Annotated in this window: 16 protein-coding genes; 9 read left to right on the top strand and 7 right to left on the bottom strand. The window is 67.1% G+C overall.

The genetic code is table 11. The features are described 5' to 3' along the window. Positions 1–87 precede the first annotated feature (87 nt). Positions 88–972: a hypothetical protein gene (locus tag EKL94_RS22435; RefSeq protein WP_185830035.1), complete on the top strand. Its 885-nt coding sequence runs from the start codon at positions 88–90 to the stop codon at positions 970–972. A gap of 94 nt (positions 973–1,066) precedes the next feature. On the opposite strand, the gene EKL94_RS13855 is transcribed toward EKL94_RS22435, so the two are convergent. Beyond that, the gene (locus tag EKL94_RS13855; RefSeq protein WP_005413768.1) at positions 1,067–1,363 is read right to left on the bottom strand and encodes a hypothetical protein; all 297 of its coding nucleotides are present in this window, start codon (positions 1,361–1,363) and stop codon (positions 1,067–1,069) included. A gap of 171 nt (positions 1,364–1,534) precedes the next feature. Between EKL94_RS13855 and EKL94_RS13850 the strand changes: the two genes are divergently transcribed. Next, positions 1,535–2,191 (top strand): decarboxylase, encoded by a 657-nt coding sequence (locus EKL94_RS13850; protein ID WP_111150824.1) that lies wholly within the window; start codon positions 1,535–1,537, stop codon positions 2,189–2,191. A 68-nt stretch (positions 2,192–2,259) separates the two neighbouring features. Next, entirely contained in the window at positions 2,260–3,039 is a 780-nt protein-coding gene (locus EKL94_RS13845) for a CDP-diacylglycerol diphosphatase (RefSeq protein ID WP_126929518.1), read from the top strand. On the opposite strand, the gene EKL94_RS13840 is transcribed toward EKL94_RS13845, so the two are convergent. Beyond that, positions 3,036–3,635: a GNAT family N-acetyltransferase gene (locus EKL94_RS13840; RefSeq protein WP_126929517.1), complete on the bottom strand. Its 600-nt coding sequence runs from the start codon at positions 3,633–3,635 to the stop codon at positions 3,036–3,038. The genes EKL94_RS13845 and EKL94_RS13840 overlap by 4 nt on opposite strands. Before the next feature lie 218 nt (positions 3,636–3,853). On the opposite strand from EKL94_RS13840, the gene EKL94_RS13835 reads away from it, so the two are divergent. Beyond that, entirely contained in the window at positions 3,854–6,580 is a 2,727-nt protein-coding gene (locus tag EKL94_RS13835) for a TonB-dependent receptor plug domain-containing protein (protein ID WP_126929516.1), read from the top strand. A gap of 110 nt (positions 6,581–6,690) precedes the next feature. Then, positions 6,691–7,332: a hypothetical protein gene (locus EKL94_RS13830; protein ID WP_126929515.1), complete on the top strand. Its 642-nt coding sequence runs from the start codon at positions 6,691–6,693 to the stop codon at positions 7,330–7,332. Between the two features lie 9 nt (positions 7,333–7,341). On the opposite strand, the gene EKL94_RS13825 is transcribed toward EKL94_RS13830, so the two are convergent. Then, entirely contained in the window at positions 7,342–7,983 is a 642-nt protein-coding gene (locus EKL94_RS13825; protein ID WP_126929514.1) for a hypothetical protein, read from the bottom strand. Positions 7,984–8,166: 183 nt separating this feature from the next. Here EKL94_RS13825 and EKL94_RS13820 point away from each other — a divergent pair, with 183 nt between their 5' ends. Beyond that, entirely contained in the window at positions 8,167–9,327 is a 1,161-nt protein-coding gene (locus tag EKL94_RS13820) for an amidohydrolase family protein (protein WP_126929513.1), read from the top strand. 77 nt (positions 9,328–9,404) lie between these two features. On the opposite strand, the gene EKL94_RS13815 is transcribed toward EKL94_RS13820, so the two are convergent. The 3 genes from EKL94_RS13815 to EKL94_RS13805 all read right to left on the bottom strand — a co-directional run bounded on the left by EKL94_RS13815 (position 9,405) and on the right by EKL94_RS13805 (position 11,536). After that, the gene (locus EKL94_RS13815) at positions 9,405–9,842 is read right to left on the bottom strand and encodes a DUF3806 domain-containing protein (RefSeq protein ID WP_126929512.1); all 438 of its coding nucleotides are present in this window, start codon (positions 9,840–9,842) and stop codon (positions 9,405–9,407) included. A 176-nt stretch (positions 9,843–10,018) separates the two neighbouring features. Further along, entirely contained in the window at positions 10,019–10,492 is a 474-nt protein-coding gene (locus tag EKL94_RS13810) for a DUF3806 domain-containing protein (protein ID WP_126929511.1), read from the bottom strand. 162 nt (positions 10,493–10,654) lie between these two features. Continuing rightward, positions 10,655–11,536: a LysR substrate-binding domain-containing protein gene (locus tag EKL94_RS13805; RefSeq protein ID WP_033833894.1), complete on the bottom strand. Its 882-nt coding sequence runs from the start codon at positions 11,534–11,536 to the stop codon at positions 10,655–10,657. 122 nt (positions 11,537–11,658) lie between these two features. On the opposite strand from EKL94_RS13805, the gene EKL94_RS13800 reads away from it, so the two are divergent. After that, positions 11,659–12,360: an ankyrin repeat domain-containing protein gene (locus tag EKL94_RS13800; RefSeq protein ID WP_057501978.1), complete on the top strand. Its 702-nt coding sequence runs from the start codon at positions 11,659–11,661 to the stop codon at positions 12,358–12,360. 51 nt (positions 12,361–12,411) lie between these two features. Further along, positions 12,412–13,869, top strand: coding sequence for an amidohydrolase family protein (locus EKL94_RS13795; RefSeq protein WP_126929510.1), 1,458 nt, complete (start codon positions 12,412–12,414; stop codon positions 13,867–13,869). An 89-nt stretch (positions 13,870–13,958) separates the two neighbouring features. Here EKL94_RS13795 and EKL94_RS13790 read toward each other — a convergent pair whose 3' ends face one another. Continuing rightward, positions 13,959–14,888 carry a LysR family transcriptional regulator gene (locus EKL94_RS13790; protein WP_126929509.1) on the bottom strand — a complete coding sequence of 310 codons (930 nt, stop codon included), beginning with the start codon at positions 14,886–14,888 and terminating at the stop codon, positions 13,959–13,961. A gap of 93 nt (positions 14,889–14,981) precedes the next feature. Between EKL94_RS13790 and EKL94_RS13785 the strand changes: the two genes are divergently transcribed. Beyond that, positions 14,982–16,175, top strand: a complete 1,194-nt coding sequence (locus EKL94_RS13785; RefSeq protein ID WP_126929508.1) for an MFS transporter — start codon at positions 14,982–14,984, stop codon at positions 16,173–16,175. Positions 16,176–16,696 lie beyond the last annotated feature (521 nt).

Raw genomic sequence — 16,696 nt, 5'->3', positions numbered from 1 at the left:
CGGCTGGGTTCCGATTGGCTGGGCCGGTCGCGATCATCCTGTTATTCCTGCGCTACCATCTGGATTCCACGAGCAGGAATCTCCTCCATGCCCATCATCGTTGCCCGCACGATCGTGTGCGTCGCACTGCTGGCAACCCCGCTGCAGGTGCTGGCCCAGTCCGCGATCCTGCCGCAGCAGCGCGATGCCGCCGGCAACGTGATGGAGCCGCTGGGGCAGGTGCTGATCGCGAGTGAGACTGGACTGTCGGGGCTTTATGACTGCACACGGGACGGCGACTGGTGCGTGCGCGTGCAGCCGGTCGCCGAGGATGGTGACCGGCCGACCGTGCTGGAAGTGCTTGAGAAGGCACCGGGCCAGGGCAAGCCGCACACCTACCACGTCAGCATCGACGTGCCGCAGGAAAGCGAGCTGTCGCTGTGGCCCTGGATCGTGCGGCTGGCCCCTGGCGTGGGCAGCGATGAACCAGTGACCGATCCGCAGCAGCGCGCCCGCCAGAATGTGCTGGTGGGTGGCATCGTCAAGTTCAGCGCCATGTACTCCGGTGGAGGTGCCGACGCGTCCACGCTGCAGCTGGCACGCGTACGCCACCTGCAGGACGACATCCAGGTGGACGACGACGTGCTGACCGTGCCGTGGCTGGGCAATGCGATGATCCGCGCCTGTTTCAGCGAACAGGACATCAAGCAGCGCGCAGGTGCCTGCCACGACGAATACGGCTTCTCGGCGAAGCTGGCGCTGGATACGGTTGCCGAGGGCATGCCGGTGCTGCGTTACCAGACCGTGGCGACCCGGTTCCCGGCCGGTGTTTCGCGCTTCGAGGATTCGCTGGCCAGAGGGCCGCTGAAGAAGCAGGATCTGCGCACCGAACAGGACCTGGCGTGTACCTACACGCGGCTGTTCCGCTTCGGGGCGGGGATGTTCCACCCGGACCAGGCACTGCCGGACTGTGCCGGCTATACCGAACCCTGAATTGTAGAGTCGAGCGATGCTCGACGGGTCTTCGGATGGGCGGCGCGAAAAGCCAGTCGAGCATGGCTCGACTCTACAAGAGCGGTGGTGGCGCTTACTCGCAGCGGGTGGACGTGATGATGTTGTCCTTGTCCACGAACACGCGCAGGCGGTCCTGGCGGATGTCCTTGGTGGTGATGGTGCTGGGACCGATCGGGTTGACCAGGCCGGCACCGCTCTCGCGGGACAGGCGGCGGATGTTGGGCTCATTGGCCGGCTGGCCGATCGCCCAGCCCAGCTGGCTGGCGTCGCAGCGGCCGCTGCCTTTGACTTCCGGGCCAGGGGTGCTGACACAGGCCGACAGCAGCAGGGCAGAGGCCGGCAGCAACAGGGACAGACGGAATGCAGACATGCGAGCGCTCCTGCGCAGGGGAAGATGGCGGGAACGATAGCACCGAGCGTGCGAAAGGCGTCAGCGCCCCGGTCATTGCCGGCACAGCGTGGTCATTGCATAGTGGGAGGAATGGCTGGCAGTACGCCAGCGGGCAGGCCGGGCCTTTCCGGCGCAGGTGTTGGATACGGTATGACGGCAGGCAGTTTCCGCGGCAAGGACAAGACGATGACGGCGCTGGTGTTGTCGTTGCTGGGCGTGGCGTTTGCCGCCTCCGCTGCCGATCCGGAACCCGCGCCGGTCGAAACCCCGGTATTCGGCGCCTGGCGCAACCTGCAGACCGAATCCGGCTACGCGCCGGCCCAGCGTAACCTGGCCTTCGCCATGCTGCCGCAGGCGGCCACCCGCGGCGACCGTTTCGCCATCCTCGACCGTGAGGGCAAGCGGGCGGTGTGCTGCCTGCAGGTGGCCAGTCCCTCGCTGGGCGTGGCCGCGCTGCGCGAGCAGTACCACCTGCCGCAGGCCTGGGTGACCGACCTGAGCAATGGCCGCAGCCCCGCACGTCCCTATGTGCCGCACGTCTATGCGATGCAGCGGGTGGACGAGCTGGCCGACTACAGCTTCGCCGATGTTCCTGGCGCGTACAGCGACCTGGGCGGGCTGCTGATTCCGGAAGGCGCCGCGCTGGAGGCCGACGGCAGCGCCGTGCGCCTCGGGGACACCCGCTACCCGCTGCATTTCCAGCGCCAGCCGCACGCCGATGACGATGGCGCGCTGGACCGCTACAGCCTGCAGGCCGGCGAGGGCGCCGCCCCGATCGTGGTTGAAGTGCCGTTCGGCACCTACTGATTGCCGCATTGCACTGGCTAGAATGCAGCGCGGCGCTGTCTGCCGTGCCTGCTCCGTGAGTCGTTGCCGTGTCCTTGCGCCCCTTCCTGCTGTCGTCCCTGCTGCTGTTGTCCGCCTGTGCCAGCGCGCCGCCGCCGCCGCCGGCCCATTCCGATGCATTGTGGCGATTGATCGAGCGTGACTGCCGGGGCGCCGAAGGTCCACGCGGCGACTGCCTGCGCGTGGAGACGGCCACAGACCGCCGCGATGTACTGGTCAAGGACGCGCACGGCGACTACCAGTTCCTGCTGATGCCGCTGGACAAGGTCAGCGGTATCGAGAACCGCAGCCTGTACCAGCGCGGTGCACCGAACTACTTCGCTGCGGCCTGGCAGGCGCGCAGCCACACCGAACAGGCCTTGCGGCAACCGCTGCCGCGCAACGTCGCGAGCCTGGCATTGAACTCGCCGCACGGCCGTTCGCAGCACCAGCTGCATATCCATGTGGATTGCCTGCGTGCCGACGTGCTGCAGGCGCTGGACACGCATGCTGCGGCCCTCGGCAGCCGCTGGGCACCGTTGCCGGTGCTGCTGCGCGGCCATCAGTACCAGGCCCGCCTGCTGCCGGGCGCGGAACTGACCGCCAATCCGCTCAATCTGCTGGCCTATGACCTCGCTGGCGTGGACGACGTGGGCCAGTGGAGCCTGGTCGTGGCCGGCCGGGACGCCGTGCAGGGCGGCCCGGGCTTCATTCTGCTGGCGACCCGTGTGGACGCCGGCACCGGCAACGAGGCCAGCGCCGAAGAGCTGCAGGACCATGCCTGCTCGGTGTTGACCGGCGCAGGCGACTCGCTGGAGCGGGTCCGCTAACCCTGGGGCTGCTGGCGGCTGCGCCAGACCGGTGCGGTCAGCGCCAGCAGCTGGCGATCCTGCCAGCCATCCAGATCCAGATGATGGTCGCGCAGCAGGCCTTCGTGCTCGAAGCCGAAGGCGTGCAGCGCAGTGGCGAACGGGTCACTGCAGTCCGGTGGCAGCATCACGAACAGGCGGTGCACGCCCACATCCTCAAACAGGAATGGGCACAGCGCGCGCAGCGCTGCATCCACGTGCGGGTGCCAATGCTGCAGCGACAGCAGCTCGGCGCAGCGCGTATGCAGGGACTGCAGGCGGACATGCAGCTGGTCCAGGACAGTGCCGTGCTCGTCATCGAATACACCCAGCAGCAGCTGGTCGTTGTCCTGCTCCAGCCGCGAGCGATGCATGTGGGCAAGGAAGCGGGCTTCTTCGTCGATACCGGCCGGATGGCGGCGGCCGCGTCGGCGGCGGTCATCGAACAGGCGCCAGCGCGGCAGGTCGGTACGCTGGAACGGGCGCAGGGTGACCGGTGCGGCCTGCAGCTGCAGCAGGTGACGGCGCAGCACCGGGCGCAACGGGGGGAGGAGGGAGGTGGGATACGGGGTCATCATCCCCGGCACGATGGCCGTGCCCGCAGCGCCACACCATTCAAAACATTGCAAAAGTGTGGCGAATGGCACTGCGGGTCTGATTCGGTTCAGGCATAAGGCCATCAGGCCTGGTCATTTCCGCTGAAACCCCCCATTCAGGATACTTTCGTTACGGGATCGTTATGTGGCGCTCAGGCCGCTGCCCCGTACCACCACCCGCCCAACTCCCCAGGAAGCCCATGTCCGCCTCCCACAAGGCGCTGCGCCCGCGTCCGCTGGTGCTCGCACTGTCGTCCCTGATGCTGGTCTCGCTGCCGGCCTTCGCGCAGGAAAGCGCACCCACCACATTGCAGGAAGTGAAGGTCACCGGCTCGCGTATTCCGCGTGCCAGTGTCGAGGGGCCCTCGCCGGTGACGGTGATCAGCCGCGAGCAGATCGATGCGCAGGGCTACCGCAATGCCTTCGATGCGCTGAGCGCGCTGACCGAGAACACCGGCAACGTGCAGGGCGAGGACTTCGGCAACACCTTCACCCCGGCCGCCAACACCATCAACCTGCGCGGGCTGGGCCCGAACCGCACGCTGGTGCTGGTCAACGGCCGCCGCCAGGCCGACTACCCGCTGGCCTACGAGGGCTCGGTGAACGTGGTCAACCTGGCCAACATCCCCAGCGCGCTGATCGAGCGCATCGAGGTCCTGGCGGCCGGTGCGTCGGCGGTGTACGGCTCCGACGCCATCGCCGGTGTGGTCAACATCATCCTCAAGGACCGCTTTGAGGGTGTGGACGTGAACGTGCGCGCCGGCGGCACCCAGCAGGGTGGTGGCGACAACCAGCGCGCGCAGGTGGTTGGTGGCAGTTCCGGCGAGCGCTGGGACGCGCTGTTCGGCTTCGAGTTCGATGTGCGCAAGGCGATCCACGCGCGCCAGCGCGACTTCATGGACTCGCTCGATGATGACCCGGCCGGCAAGGCGCCGCAGGCGACCGCGATCGCCTATCGCCGCAATGCTGCCACCGGCCGCAACATCGATCCGGGCGTCAACGGCTGCGACGGGGCGTCTGACATCTATGGCGGCAGCGTGTTCCGCGCCCACAACCCGCGCCAGGGCTGGTACTGCGGCAGCAACGAGGCCGCAGCCAGCTACTGGACCGTGCAGACCCAGAAGCGCAACCTCAATGGCTATGGCCTGCTGACCTTCCACGTCAACGAGACCACCGACCTGTTCGCCGATGTCGCCGTGGGCAGCGCGCGCATCTACAACAACACGCGTGCGCCGACCTGGACCTCGGCGCGCAATTACTTCTACAACCAGACCACCGGCGACCTGGAAAGCTGGTACCGCCGCTTCGCGCCGGAGGAAATCGGCGGCCTGCCGCGCAATGCCAACCGCTTCCTGGAAAACTCGTGGTCGTTCAACGTCGGTGCACGTGGCCAGATCGGCGACAGTGGCTGGGACTATGAGGCGGTCTACAGCCGCTCGCGTTACGAGAACCGCACCCGCCGCCCGGTGCTGCTGGCCGGCATCAACGAATACCTGCTCGGCCCGAAGCTGGGCGTACGCAATGGCGTGGAGGTCTACGCGCCCGACCCGGCACGCCTGTTCAAACCGTTGACCCCGAACGAATACGAGGGCCTGTCCGACTACCAGGAAAGCCGCAATGCGGCATGGCTGCAGACCTTCAGCGCCAGCGTCAATGGCCGCCTGTTCGCATTGCCTGGCGGCGATGCGGCGTTGGCAGCAGTGGTTGAGGCCGGCAGCCAGGGCTATCGCAACCGACCGGACCCGCGCCTGGGCAGTGGCGAGTTCTGGAACACCAGTGCAGGCGTCGGTGCCGGTGGCGAGCGTGACCGCTACGCCGCAGGTGTGGAGCTGCAGCTGCCGCTGCTGCAGTCGCTGACCACCACGCTGGCCGGCCGTTACGATCAGTACCGTGCGGGTGGCGAGCACATCGGCAAGGCGACCTGGAGCTTCGGCGTCGAGTTCCGTCCGATCGAGAGCCTGCTGATCCGCGGTACGGCGGCGACCAGTTTCCGGGCACCGGACATGAACTACGTGTTCGCCACCGAAACCCGCGGCTACAACCCGGGCATGACCGACTACTGGCGCTGCCGCACGGCGGGCCAGTCGTACGACAACTGCGACTACAACGGCCTGTCGATCGATTACAGCAACCGCGCCAATGCACAGCTGCAGCCGGAGTCGGCCAAGTCGTATGGCTTCGGCGTGGTCTGGTCGCCGCTGTCCGGCCTGGATTTCAGCGCCGACTACTACGACATCCGCATCGACAACGAGGTGACCAGCCTCGATACCAGCCGCATCCTGCGTGACGAGGCCGATTGCCGCCTGGGCCGCACGCTGGGCGGCGAAGCGCGCGATATCGGTTCGCCGCTGTGCCAGGACGCGCTGTCGCGGGTGATCCGCAACCCGTCCAATGCAACCGTGCAGCCGGACCAGGTGACCCGTGTGCTGATCAATCCGATCAACGCCGCCTCTGAATCGGTTCGCGGGCTGGACCTGAAGGGCAACTGGCGCTTCGATGCCGGCCGCTATGGCCGCTTCACCACGCGCCTGGCCTATACCGTGGTGCTGGAGCACAAGTACCGGCAGTTCTCCGATGATCCGGAGCGCGACATCCGCAATTCGCTGGATGACTACCAGTGGCGCAGCAAGGCCAACGGCAGCATCACCTGGAACCAGGGTGACTGGACCACCACGCTGTACGGCAACCGCTTCGGTTCGCTGCCGAAGACTGATGGCAGTGGCCGCATCGCGCCGTACATGACGTACAACGCCAGCGTGTTCCGCCAGTTCGGCGAGAACCTGTCGGTGGGCGTGATCGTCAACAACCTGCGTGACAGCCGCCCGCCAGCGGACAAGAACGGTGGCGGCTGGCCGTTCTACCCGGTCGGCAACTACGACCCGTATGGCCGTCAGTACTGGGTGCAGCTGGACTACCGGTTCCGCTGATCCGGCAGGCGAACGAAAGGCCCGGCAATGCCGGGCTTTTCTTTGTGCAGTGCATCCGTGCTGCCGTCGCGCACGTGGCATGCTGTGGCGATACATGGAGGAGGATGCGCATGGATGTCAGGATGTGGAGTGTGATTGCCGTACTGGCCGTTGCCGGTTGCAGCAGCGAGCAGGCGGCCAGCGTGGACGAGGCTGCGGACGCGACCGGTGCCGCGCCCGTGCCGTCCCAGCCCAACGCAACGGCCGATGCGGGCTCAACGCACGGGCAAACGGCATCGATGCGGGTGACGGCCAAGCAGGGGCCTGCGGATGCGGAGGGTCACTTCCTCGAGGGCGAGCGCATGCTGTTGACTGAAGGCGCACTGTCGGCGGAAAAGAGCGACGTGATACTTGGCTCGGACAAGGCCTTTGCGCAGGCGATCAGCCAGTTCGAGCGGGATGCGGTGGGCCACCCGGAAGTGCAGGACCTGACCCGGCTTTACAGGACGGCCGCGACCCGGCTCATCGGCAGCGACGGCACGCTGGTGTCTTTTGCCTGTGGCTACAGCCTGTGTGTCGGCGAGATACGAAGCCGTACCGACGAGGATTTCAGTGCCTGGTCCGAGGCGATCGGTATGGACAAGGGTGCCCCGGTCTACAGCCTGGCCACTGCGCCGATGACGTGGGGCAGGGATCAGCATGGTGGGCGCTTCGTATTCTCGGTGGACCCGGCATCCAACAGCATTACCGCGCAGTGGGGCCCTGACCGGTGACACATGCAGCTAGGGCAGCGCCTGTTGCAGGTACGACTCGATGACGTAGCTGAAAGGCTGCTGCTGGCGGTCGCGAAGCAGGGCCCGAACTTCCAGGATGACGCCCTGGTCGCCTTCACCGCGTGGCGGCCAGAAGGTCTGATCGGCCAGCGTCTGGCGCTTGAAGCCGAGCGGGCCGACCACCCGGCCGAAGGGTTCATCGGTGGTATCGAGCACCTGGTTCATGGCCGGACTGAGATGGCCGGGCAGGTACCAGTTATCGGCTTCTGACAGCACGCGGCTGCCACAGGCCAACTGCACGCGGCGGTAGCGCAGGGGCGTGCCCGGTTCTGCGGCCAGCGCCTGCAGCACTTCGGTCGGGGCCGGTTTGTCGGTACCGCGCACGCGCACGGCGCGGACCCGGGCCTGCTCAGCCAGGCCATGTTCGGCGCACCAGGCTTCGAGCGTGGCGGTGGCGCTCTGGCCGGCCAGCACGCGCTGATGCAGCATTTCCACCAGGGCGGCCGAGGCGATGCGTTGCTGGCCCGGTGGCGCCTGCGGCGGGGTGCTGGCCCCTGCATCGGTGGCGGACAGGCTGGCAATCGGCGCGGCGGCAAGCAGGGAGGCGGCCTGCCAGCGGCGGAGACGATCGTGGCGGTCGGACGGGCCCATGCGGCATCACTGCGGAAACAGGCGCCCATGTTACCCGTTCAGGGGTGTGCACGGCGTGGCTGCGACCGGTTGTCGCAGGGGTAATCATCGTTATGGTGAATGTGTGCTATCCAGATATTTCGTTGGCCGATGGCTGTGCTGGGGCGCACGATGGCGCCATTCTTGGCATTCCGGGAGTTCCCGATGACCCTTCAGTTCGTCCATGGCGGTGTCGACCGCGACGGTGCGCCACTGCATTTCCATATCCGTGATGGCCGCATCAGCGGGCTCAATGGCGAGGCCGCGCCGGCAGAAGGGACGGAATGCGTCGATCTGCAGGGCTTCGCGGTGCTGCCCGGGCTGGTGGACGGCCACATTCACCTCGACAAGAGCTTCGTCGGCGACCATTGGCACCCGCACCAGCCGGTGAACAGCCTGCGTGAGCGGCTGGCGGTGGAGAAGGCGGCGGTGGCGGGTGCGGCACCGATGGTGGACCGTGCCGAGGCGCTGATCCGCCAGTGCAGTGCGTTCGGTACGGTGGCGATGCGCTGCCATGTCGATATCGACGCCAGCACCGGTCTCGGCCATCTCGAAGCGGTGCGCGAGGCGGCGCTGCGCTGCGCCGACATCATGCGGATCCAGCTGGTGGCGTTTCCGCAGGCCGGGGTGATGTCCTGTCCCGGCACCGCCGCCGTACTGGAGCAGGCGCTGGCTGCGGGCGTGGAGGTGCTCGGCGGCATCGACCCGACCACGCTCGATGGTGATGCCGAAGGCCAGCTGGCACTGCTGTTCGGCCTGGCCGAGCGCTACGGCGTGCAGCTGGACATCCATCTGCACGAGCCCGGCGAAACCGGCCTGGCCCAGCTGCTGCGGATCGCCGCGCGGACGCGGGCCGCCGGCCTGCAGGGGCGGGTTGCGGTCAGCCATGCCTATGCGCTGGGCGACGTGCCGCTGGCACGCGCACTGCAGGTGGGCGAGGCGTTGGCCACGGCGGGTGTGGCGATCATGAGCAACGCGCCGGGGGATCATCCGTTCCCGCCGCTGCGCGCGCTGCATGATGCCGGTGTGCGCATGTTCGCGGGCAACGACAACATCCGCGACTGCTGGTGGCCGTATGGCAATGGCGATCTGCTGCAGCGGGCGATGCTGCTGGGCTACCGTTCCGGCTTCTACACCGATGCCGACCTGATGCTGGCACTGGACATGGTCACCACCCAAGCCGCGCAGGCGATCGGCCTGCCGCAGCATGGTATTGCCGAAGGCCAGCCAGCCACTTTCGTGGCGGTGCGTGCCGACCACGGCCCGGCTGCCGTGGCCGGGGTACCGGTGGAGCGCCGGGTGGTGGTCGACGGCCGCTGGCTGTAGATCCACGTCATGCGTGGATGGCACCATGGCGTGGTCTAATTCATCCACGCATGGCGTGGATCTACCCCGATGAGCCGTCAGGCGTAATCGTCGGCGCGGGTGGCGACGAATTCCTCAAGCCACGCAAGCAGGTGGGCAATGTCGATGATCTCGCCCTGCTCGACGCGCTTGAGCAGCAGCGTGCTGGCGCCGATCTGCAGGCTGCTGTCGGCATAGCGCAGCACCGCGTCGATGCCCCAGGCATCGGTGACCTGCATCCAGGCCAGGCCTGGCACGCGCTGGGCCAGGGTGTCACCGAACGCCACGCCCAGCGCTTCCCAGCCATCGCAGTCGTCACGATCGATCAGCTCGGCATCGACCACGCGCTGCAGGGTGGTGGCCGTCAGCGGCCACTGCACCGGCAACGTCGGGAAGCCGGCGGCCACGCGCGCGGCGATCAGCGAACGCTGGTGCTGCAGATGCGTCTGCAGGGCAGCGGGCAGGGGATCGAAGCGGGTGGGGATTTCGTCGGACATGGCAAGGCGCCGTGGAGCACGGAAATAACAGGCACTGTAGCCGGCGATGTAGTGCCTCGGCGCGGCAGGTCTGATCAGATATCGATGATCAATGCGCGAACTCTGATTGCTCCTGCAGGTGCAGCATCAAGGTCCGCATACGTCATTCTGCGCGGCTTAATTGTCCGCTCATGGGCTCAGCTGGGCTTGAGCGCTTGCTGGATGATGAGCTCCTCGAGGGCCTCAAGCAGATGATTGATCTCGATGACCTCGCCTTCTTCGACGCGCTTGATCAACATGGTGACGGCGCTGACAATGCTATTGGCCTCTCCATAGCGGAGAACCGCATCGACGCCCCAGGCATCGGTTACCTGGGTCCAGGCAAGTTCCGGTACACGCTGTGCCAGACAGTCACCGAATGCAACCCCCAGTGCTTCCCAGCCGTCACAATCATCGTGATCGATCAGTTCTGCATCGACTACGCGTTGCAGCGTGCTCGGCAGCAGCGGCCATTGAACAGGCACGGTGGGGAACGCAGACGCGACAAGGGCAGCAACCTGTGCACGCTGATGCTGCATGTGCGCGATGAGTGCAGGTGGCAGCGGATCGAACCGGATGTCGGCTTCGTCCTTCGGAGCAGGGGTCAAAGTAACCTGGTACGTGCTGGTCATAGGCGGGGTAATCCGGAGAAGGGCGTTCACCACCCTATCGTCCAGGCCTTGGGTACGCCATCAGTGGGCCTTTTGCGACAAGCGTGTATTTGCTGGCGCACCAGCGCCCTTTTCGATGCCGGAGGGTCGTTTCTATCCACGCATGGCGTGGATCTACTGTGGTCAGTCCGGTTCGCGTTGCACCTGGCGCCACAGCTCGCTGGCCAGCGCGCGCACGGCATCGTCGGCGTCGGCACGATGCAGCAGGCCGATTTCGTAGTTGTCGATCACCGGCAGCTCACGCTCGCCATCGATGATGCGGTGCTCGCGGCTGACCGCGCGGCGTGGCAGCAGGCTGATGCCGATGCCATCGGCCACCGCGCCCTGGATGCCGCTCAGCGACGAACTGGTGAAGGCGATGCGCCAGCGCAGGCCCAGCGCTTCCACGGCATGGATCATCTCGTCGCGGTACAACCCGCGCGGCGGGAAGGTGACCAACGGCAGCGGGTCCTGCTGCAGGCAGCTGCTGCGCAGGCTGTCGATCCAGTGCATCGGCTCGCGCCGGCAATGCACCGCCTGGCGGCTGTTGCGGCGCTGCTTGACCAGCACCAGGTCCAGCTCGCCGTGATCGAAGCCCTGCGCCAGGTCGCGGCTGAGGCCGCTGCTGATCTCCAGCTTCACCTGCGGGTGGCGACGGCTGAAGGCGGCCAGCATGCGCGTGGTCTGCGCGTTGACGAAGTCCTCGGGCACGCCGATACGGACCGCGGTCTCCACCGTCGCACCGGCCAGCGCCTGGGCCATTTCCTCGTTCAGGTCGAGCATGCGCCGTGCGTAGCCGAGCAGGGTGTGGCCGGCGTCGGTGGGGTGCACGTCGCGGTGGCCGCGTTCGAGCAGGCGATGCCCGGCCAGTTCCTCCAGCCGGCGTACCTTCTGGCTGACCGTGGACTGGGTCGAATGCAGGCGCGTGGCCGCCGTAGTGAAGCTGCCGCAGTCGGCGACCATCACCAGCGCCCGCAGCAGGTCCAGTTCGAACAGGGTTCTATTCGATTTGGCACTGTCTTGCATTTGAACATTTCACTTCTGGATACCCAGGCCGACTTCTACCATGCAGGGCAGGGGCCGGCAATGCCCGGCTGTTGCTACCGTCGCACGGCGTTCCGTGGCGACGGACATGAGGAGACACTGTCATGCGCGTCCATCATTCCCCTGGCTGGCCTGCGCCGTTGGCGCGCGTGCTGCTGTTGTGCCTGCTGGCCATGGTCACCCCGGCCTGCACCGCAACGTCCAAAGCCGACGTCGATGGCCGCCTGCGTGATGCCGCCAGCCGCGGCGACGCCGATGCGGTGCGACAGGCGATCGAGGATGGGGCCACGCTGGAGGCGCGCGATGGCCAGGGCCGTACCGCGCTGCTGCTGGCCACGCACGGCAACAACGTGGATGCCGCGCGTGAGCTGATCGAAGCCGGCGCCGACGTCAATGCCAAGGATGCGTTGCAGGACAGCGCCTACCTGTATGCCGGTGCGCGCGGCCTGGACGAGATCCTGGCGATGACCCTGGCGCATGGCGCCGATCTGCGCAGCACCAACCGCTATGGCGGCACCGCGCTGATTCCGGCCGCCGAGCGCGGCCACGTCGCCACCGTGCGCACGCTGCTGCGGGCCGGTGTGGCGGTGGACCATGTCAACCGGCTGCACTGGACCGCGCTGCTGGAAGCGATCCTGCTCGGCGATGGCGGTGCGCGTCACGTGCAGATCGTGCAGCTGCTGCTGGAGGCCGGCGCCGACCCGGAGCTGGCCGACGGCGACGGCGTGACGCCGCTGGCGCACGCGCGCCAGCGCGGCTATACCGGAATTGAAACCCTGCTGCGCCAGCACGGCGCGGTGCGCTGAATGCAAACCTCTTCCACCCGCACGCTGGGCGTGCCCACCAGGATGCTGTCCATGTTCCGTTCCCGTCCTTTGTCCCTTGCCATCCTCATTGCGGTAGCACCGCTGTCGGCGTCTGCCGCCGAGCGCGCCGACCTGCTGATCCGCAATGCCACCGTGGTCGATGTCGAGCACGCCAGCACCCTGGCCGGGCAGAGCGTGGTGATCCGTGGCGAGGACATCGTCGCCGTCGGCCCGGACGCACAGCTGCGCAGCCAGTGGAGTGCGGCCCGCCAGATCGATGCCAAGGGCAAGTACCTGATCCCGGGCCTGTGGGACATGCACGTGCACTTCGGTGGTGGCCCGGCGCTGATCGAAGAGAACAAGGCACTGCTGCCGCTGTACATCGCGCACGGCATCACCACCGTGCGCGACTGTTCCGGCGATCTGCCCGAGCAGGTACTGCAGTGGCGTGGCGAGATCGCCAAGGGCACCCTGTTCGGCCCACGCGTGCTCAGTTCGGGCGCGAAGATCGAAGGCATCAAGCCGGTCTGGAAGGGCACGATCGAAGTGGGCAGCGAGGCCGACGCCGACAAGGCGATCGCCCGCCTGCAGCACGACAAGGTTGATTTCGTGAAGATCACCGACAGCACGCTGAAGCCGGAGCTGTTCCTGTACTCGGCCAGTGCTGCGCGCAAGGCCGGCTTCAAGGCCTCGGGCCACATTCCGATGGCGCTGACCGTGGAGCAGGCGGTCGATGCCGGCCTGGCCTCGATCGAGCATCTGGACTACGCATTCAAGGCGGGCAGCAAGGACGAGGCGCAGATTGCCGCCGACTTCGGTGCCGGCCGCATCGACCGTGCCGAAGCCAACCGCCGTCTCGACGCCAGCTTCGACCGTGACACTGCGATGCACGTCTACCGTGATTTCGCCAAGCGCGGCGTATTCGTGACCCCGACCCTCAACGGTGGCCGCATCCTCGACTTCCTTGACCAGGATGACCACGCCAACGACCCTTACCTGGCCTACATCGGCCCGGGCCTGCGTGCGACCTACCAGTGGCGCGTGGACCGCGCGGCGAAGGCCACGCCGGCGCAGATCGAAGCGCGCCACACGCAGTACCACCAGGTGGCCGCAGTGCTGCCGATGCTGCAGGAGGCCGGCGTGACGATCATCGCCGGTACCGATGCGGGCTTCCTCAACTCGTTCAACTTCCCGGGCATCGCCCTGCACCAGGAGCTGCAGCTGTTCGTGAAGGAGGGCCTGAGCGCACCGCAGGCGCTGTCGGCCGCAACCCGTTCCGGCCCGGCCTGGTTCGGCCAGATGGACCGCTACGGTGGTGTCACGCAGGGCAAGGCGGCCGATCTGGTGCTGCTGACCGCCAACCCGCTGCAGGACATTGCCGCCACGGAAAAAATCGACAGCGTGATCCTGCGCGGCAACGTGTATGACCGCGCCGCGCTGGACAAGATGCTGGCCGACACCAAGGCCAAGGTTGCGGCGTGGAATGCCGAGGCGGCGAAAGCTGACTGATTGCGGGGTTGGACGGAATCCACGCATGGCGTGGATCTACCCGTACCCCCAGTAGATCCACGCCATGCGTGGATGATGCGGCCGATGACCTAACGCGGCGCCGGCCGCATTCCATGCAATTGCGGTAGCGCGGCCTTCATCGCATCGATGAAGGCGCGCAGCCGTGGGGGCTGCTGACGTGCGGCGGGAAACACCACGTGTACCGGCAGTGCCGGCGCCTGCCAGTCCGGCAGCAGCTGCACCAGCCGACCTTGTGCGAGATCGTCGGCCACCAGCCAGGCCGAGACCACCGCTGCACCCAGCCCCGCACATGCGGCCTGTTGCACCACGAACAGGTTGTCGCTGAGCAGGCGCGGGCTGATCGAAAGGGTATGCGCGCGCCCCTGTGCATCATGCAGCAGCAGGCGTTCGCGGTAATAGGTGACCAGTGAGATCCACGGCAGTGCCTGCGCCTGTTCCGGTGTGCTGATCGCGGTGGCCTGCACCAGTGAGGGCGCTGCCACGACGATGCGTGGCACTTCGGCAAGCGGCAATGCGACCATGCGCGGTTCGTCGACCGGTCCCACCCGCACCGCGCAGTCGATGCCTTCTGCGATGAAGTCCGGGCGCCGATCTTCCAGGATCCACTCCAGGCTCAGCTGCGGGTGCTGGGCGAGGAACGCGAGCATGGTCGGCAGCAGCTGTGCCTGGCCGAACGCGTGCGGCACCATCACCCGCAGGCGTCCGCGCAGTGTTTCCGGTTCGCCGTGCAGTTCGGCCTGCAGCGACTCCCATTCGTCGACCACGCGTTGCGCATGGCGCTGGCAGCGCAGGCCGTCTTCGGTCAGCTGCAGGCCGTGGGTAGAGCGCTGCAGCAGGCGCAGGCCGAGCTGCCGCTCCAGGGCCTGAAGGCGGCGGCTGACCGTCGGCTGGGTGGTGCCCAGCTGCACGGCAGCAGCGGACAGGCTGCCGGCATCGACGATGCGCAGGAAGGTGCGCAGCAGATCCAGGCGATCCGCACCGATAGCGAGGTCATTCATGCGTAATGCGTATGAAGGATATGTAATGAAGCCTACTACAGACGTTTGGCGAATACCGGCAGGATACGCCCACTTCCTCCACCGGACTCGCCGATGTCTACCCCCTCGCTGTCTGTCGCCGCCGCACCCGCGACCGCACCTTCCACCCCGCTGGTGCTGGCAATGGCGGCCGGCGCCGGCTTCTCGGTCGCCTCGCTCTACTACAGCCAGCCGATGCTGGGCCTGATCGCCCAGGACCTCGGCGCAGGCGAGCGCGCCGTCGGCCTGGTACCGACCTTGACCCAGCTGGGGTATGCACTGGGCATCCTGCTGCTGGCGCCGTTGGGCGACCGCTTCGACCGCCGCAACCTGATCCTGTTGAAGTCCGCGTTGCTGGCACTGGCACTGGGCGCCGCAGCGATGGCCGGGCACCTGCCGGGCCTGCTGATGGCCAGCCTGCTGGTCGGGCTGATGGCCACGCTGGCACAGGACATCGTGCCGGCCGCTGCGGTGCTGGCGCCGGATGCTCAGCGCGGCCAGATCGTCGGCCGGGTAATGACCGGGCTGCTGCTCGGCATCCTGCTGTCGCGCGTGGTCAGTGGCGTAGTGGCCGAGGCGTGGGGCTGGCGTACCCAGTTCGTACTGGCCGCGGTATCGGTGGCGGCGATGGGTGCGGTGATGGCGCGTGCGCTGCCGCGTTTTGCACCGACCAGCACGCTGCGCTATCCGGCATTGTTGGGTTCGTTGCTGGCGTTGTGGCGCGAGCAGCCGCAGCTGCGCCGTGCGGTCGCCAGCCAGTCGTTGCTGGCAGTCGGCTTCAGCGCGTTCTGGTCGACGCTGGCGCTGATGCTGCATGCCCGCCTGGGCCTGGGCAGTGCGGCGGCGGGTGCGTTCGGTATTGCGGGTGCGGCCGGTGCGCTGGCTGCTCCGTTCGCCGGCCGATTCGCTGATCGCTTGGGTTGCCATGCAGTGGCGCGGCTGGCGATCGCGGTGGCGCTGCTGGGCTTCGGCCTGCTGCTGGCCGAAGCCTGGTTGCCGGCCGCCGCATTGCTGCCGCTGCTGGTGGTGAGTGCGCTGCTGTTCGATTTCGGCTTCCAGTCGGCGCTGGTGGCGCACCAGACGCTGGTCTACGGCCTGGTGCCACCAGCGCGCAGCAGGCTCAATGCGCTGCTGTTCACGGGCATGTTCATCGGCATGGCCGCCGGTGGTGCGCTGGGCAGCCTGGCGCTGGCGCAGTGGGGGTGGCACGGTGTGGCCTGGCTGGCGGTGGTGTGTGCGGGCGGCAGCCTGCTGCTGCGTTTGAAGTAGGGGGGTGTTTGGCAGGGCTTGCAGCCCTGCACCTGCTGGAAGCCGGAGCCACATCAACATCAACAGCGTGGATTCCGTGGGGTGGTGGGGCGGTGCCGGAGTGCGGGGACGCCGCAAGTACGTCCTTGTAGGCTTGGCAGCCGCATCCATGCGGCTGACACCCCGCACTCCGACACCGCCCCACCTCTGAAAGATTCCGGTGGCTGTTGGTAGGTGTCGACCTTGGTCGACACGGTAGATCCACGCCATGCGTGGATGCTCTTCGTTCAATTCTCGAAATATTCGATTTCGATAGAGATTCATCCACGCATGGCGTGGATCTACAGAAAGCAATGCCCGACAGATCGCAGGAACCTGTCGAAGGCGGGGTGGGTCCGGTTGCCGGGGCGTGAGTCGCATGGGCCCGAGGCATGCCTCGGGCGGGTTGGGCAGGACGCCCAACCCCGGTCTTGCCGTGTGCGCAGGACTGCGCACACGAGCAAGCGGCGACCGAGCTTACATGGGTGAGGGCGCTTTGCTTG

The sequence above is a fragment of the Stenotrophomonas maltophilia genome, from assembly GCF_003970865.1.
Lineage (GTDB): Bacteria > Pseudomonadota > Gammaproteobacteria > Xanthomonadales > Xanthomonadaceae > Stenotrophomonas > Stenotrophomonas maltophilia_AR.
This window is presented reverse-complemented; position numbering and strand designations above follow the sequence as displayed.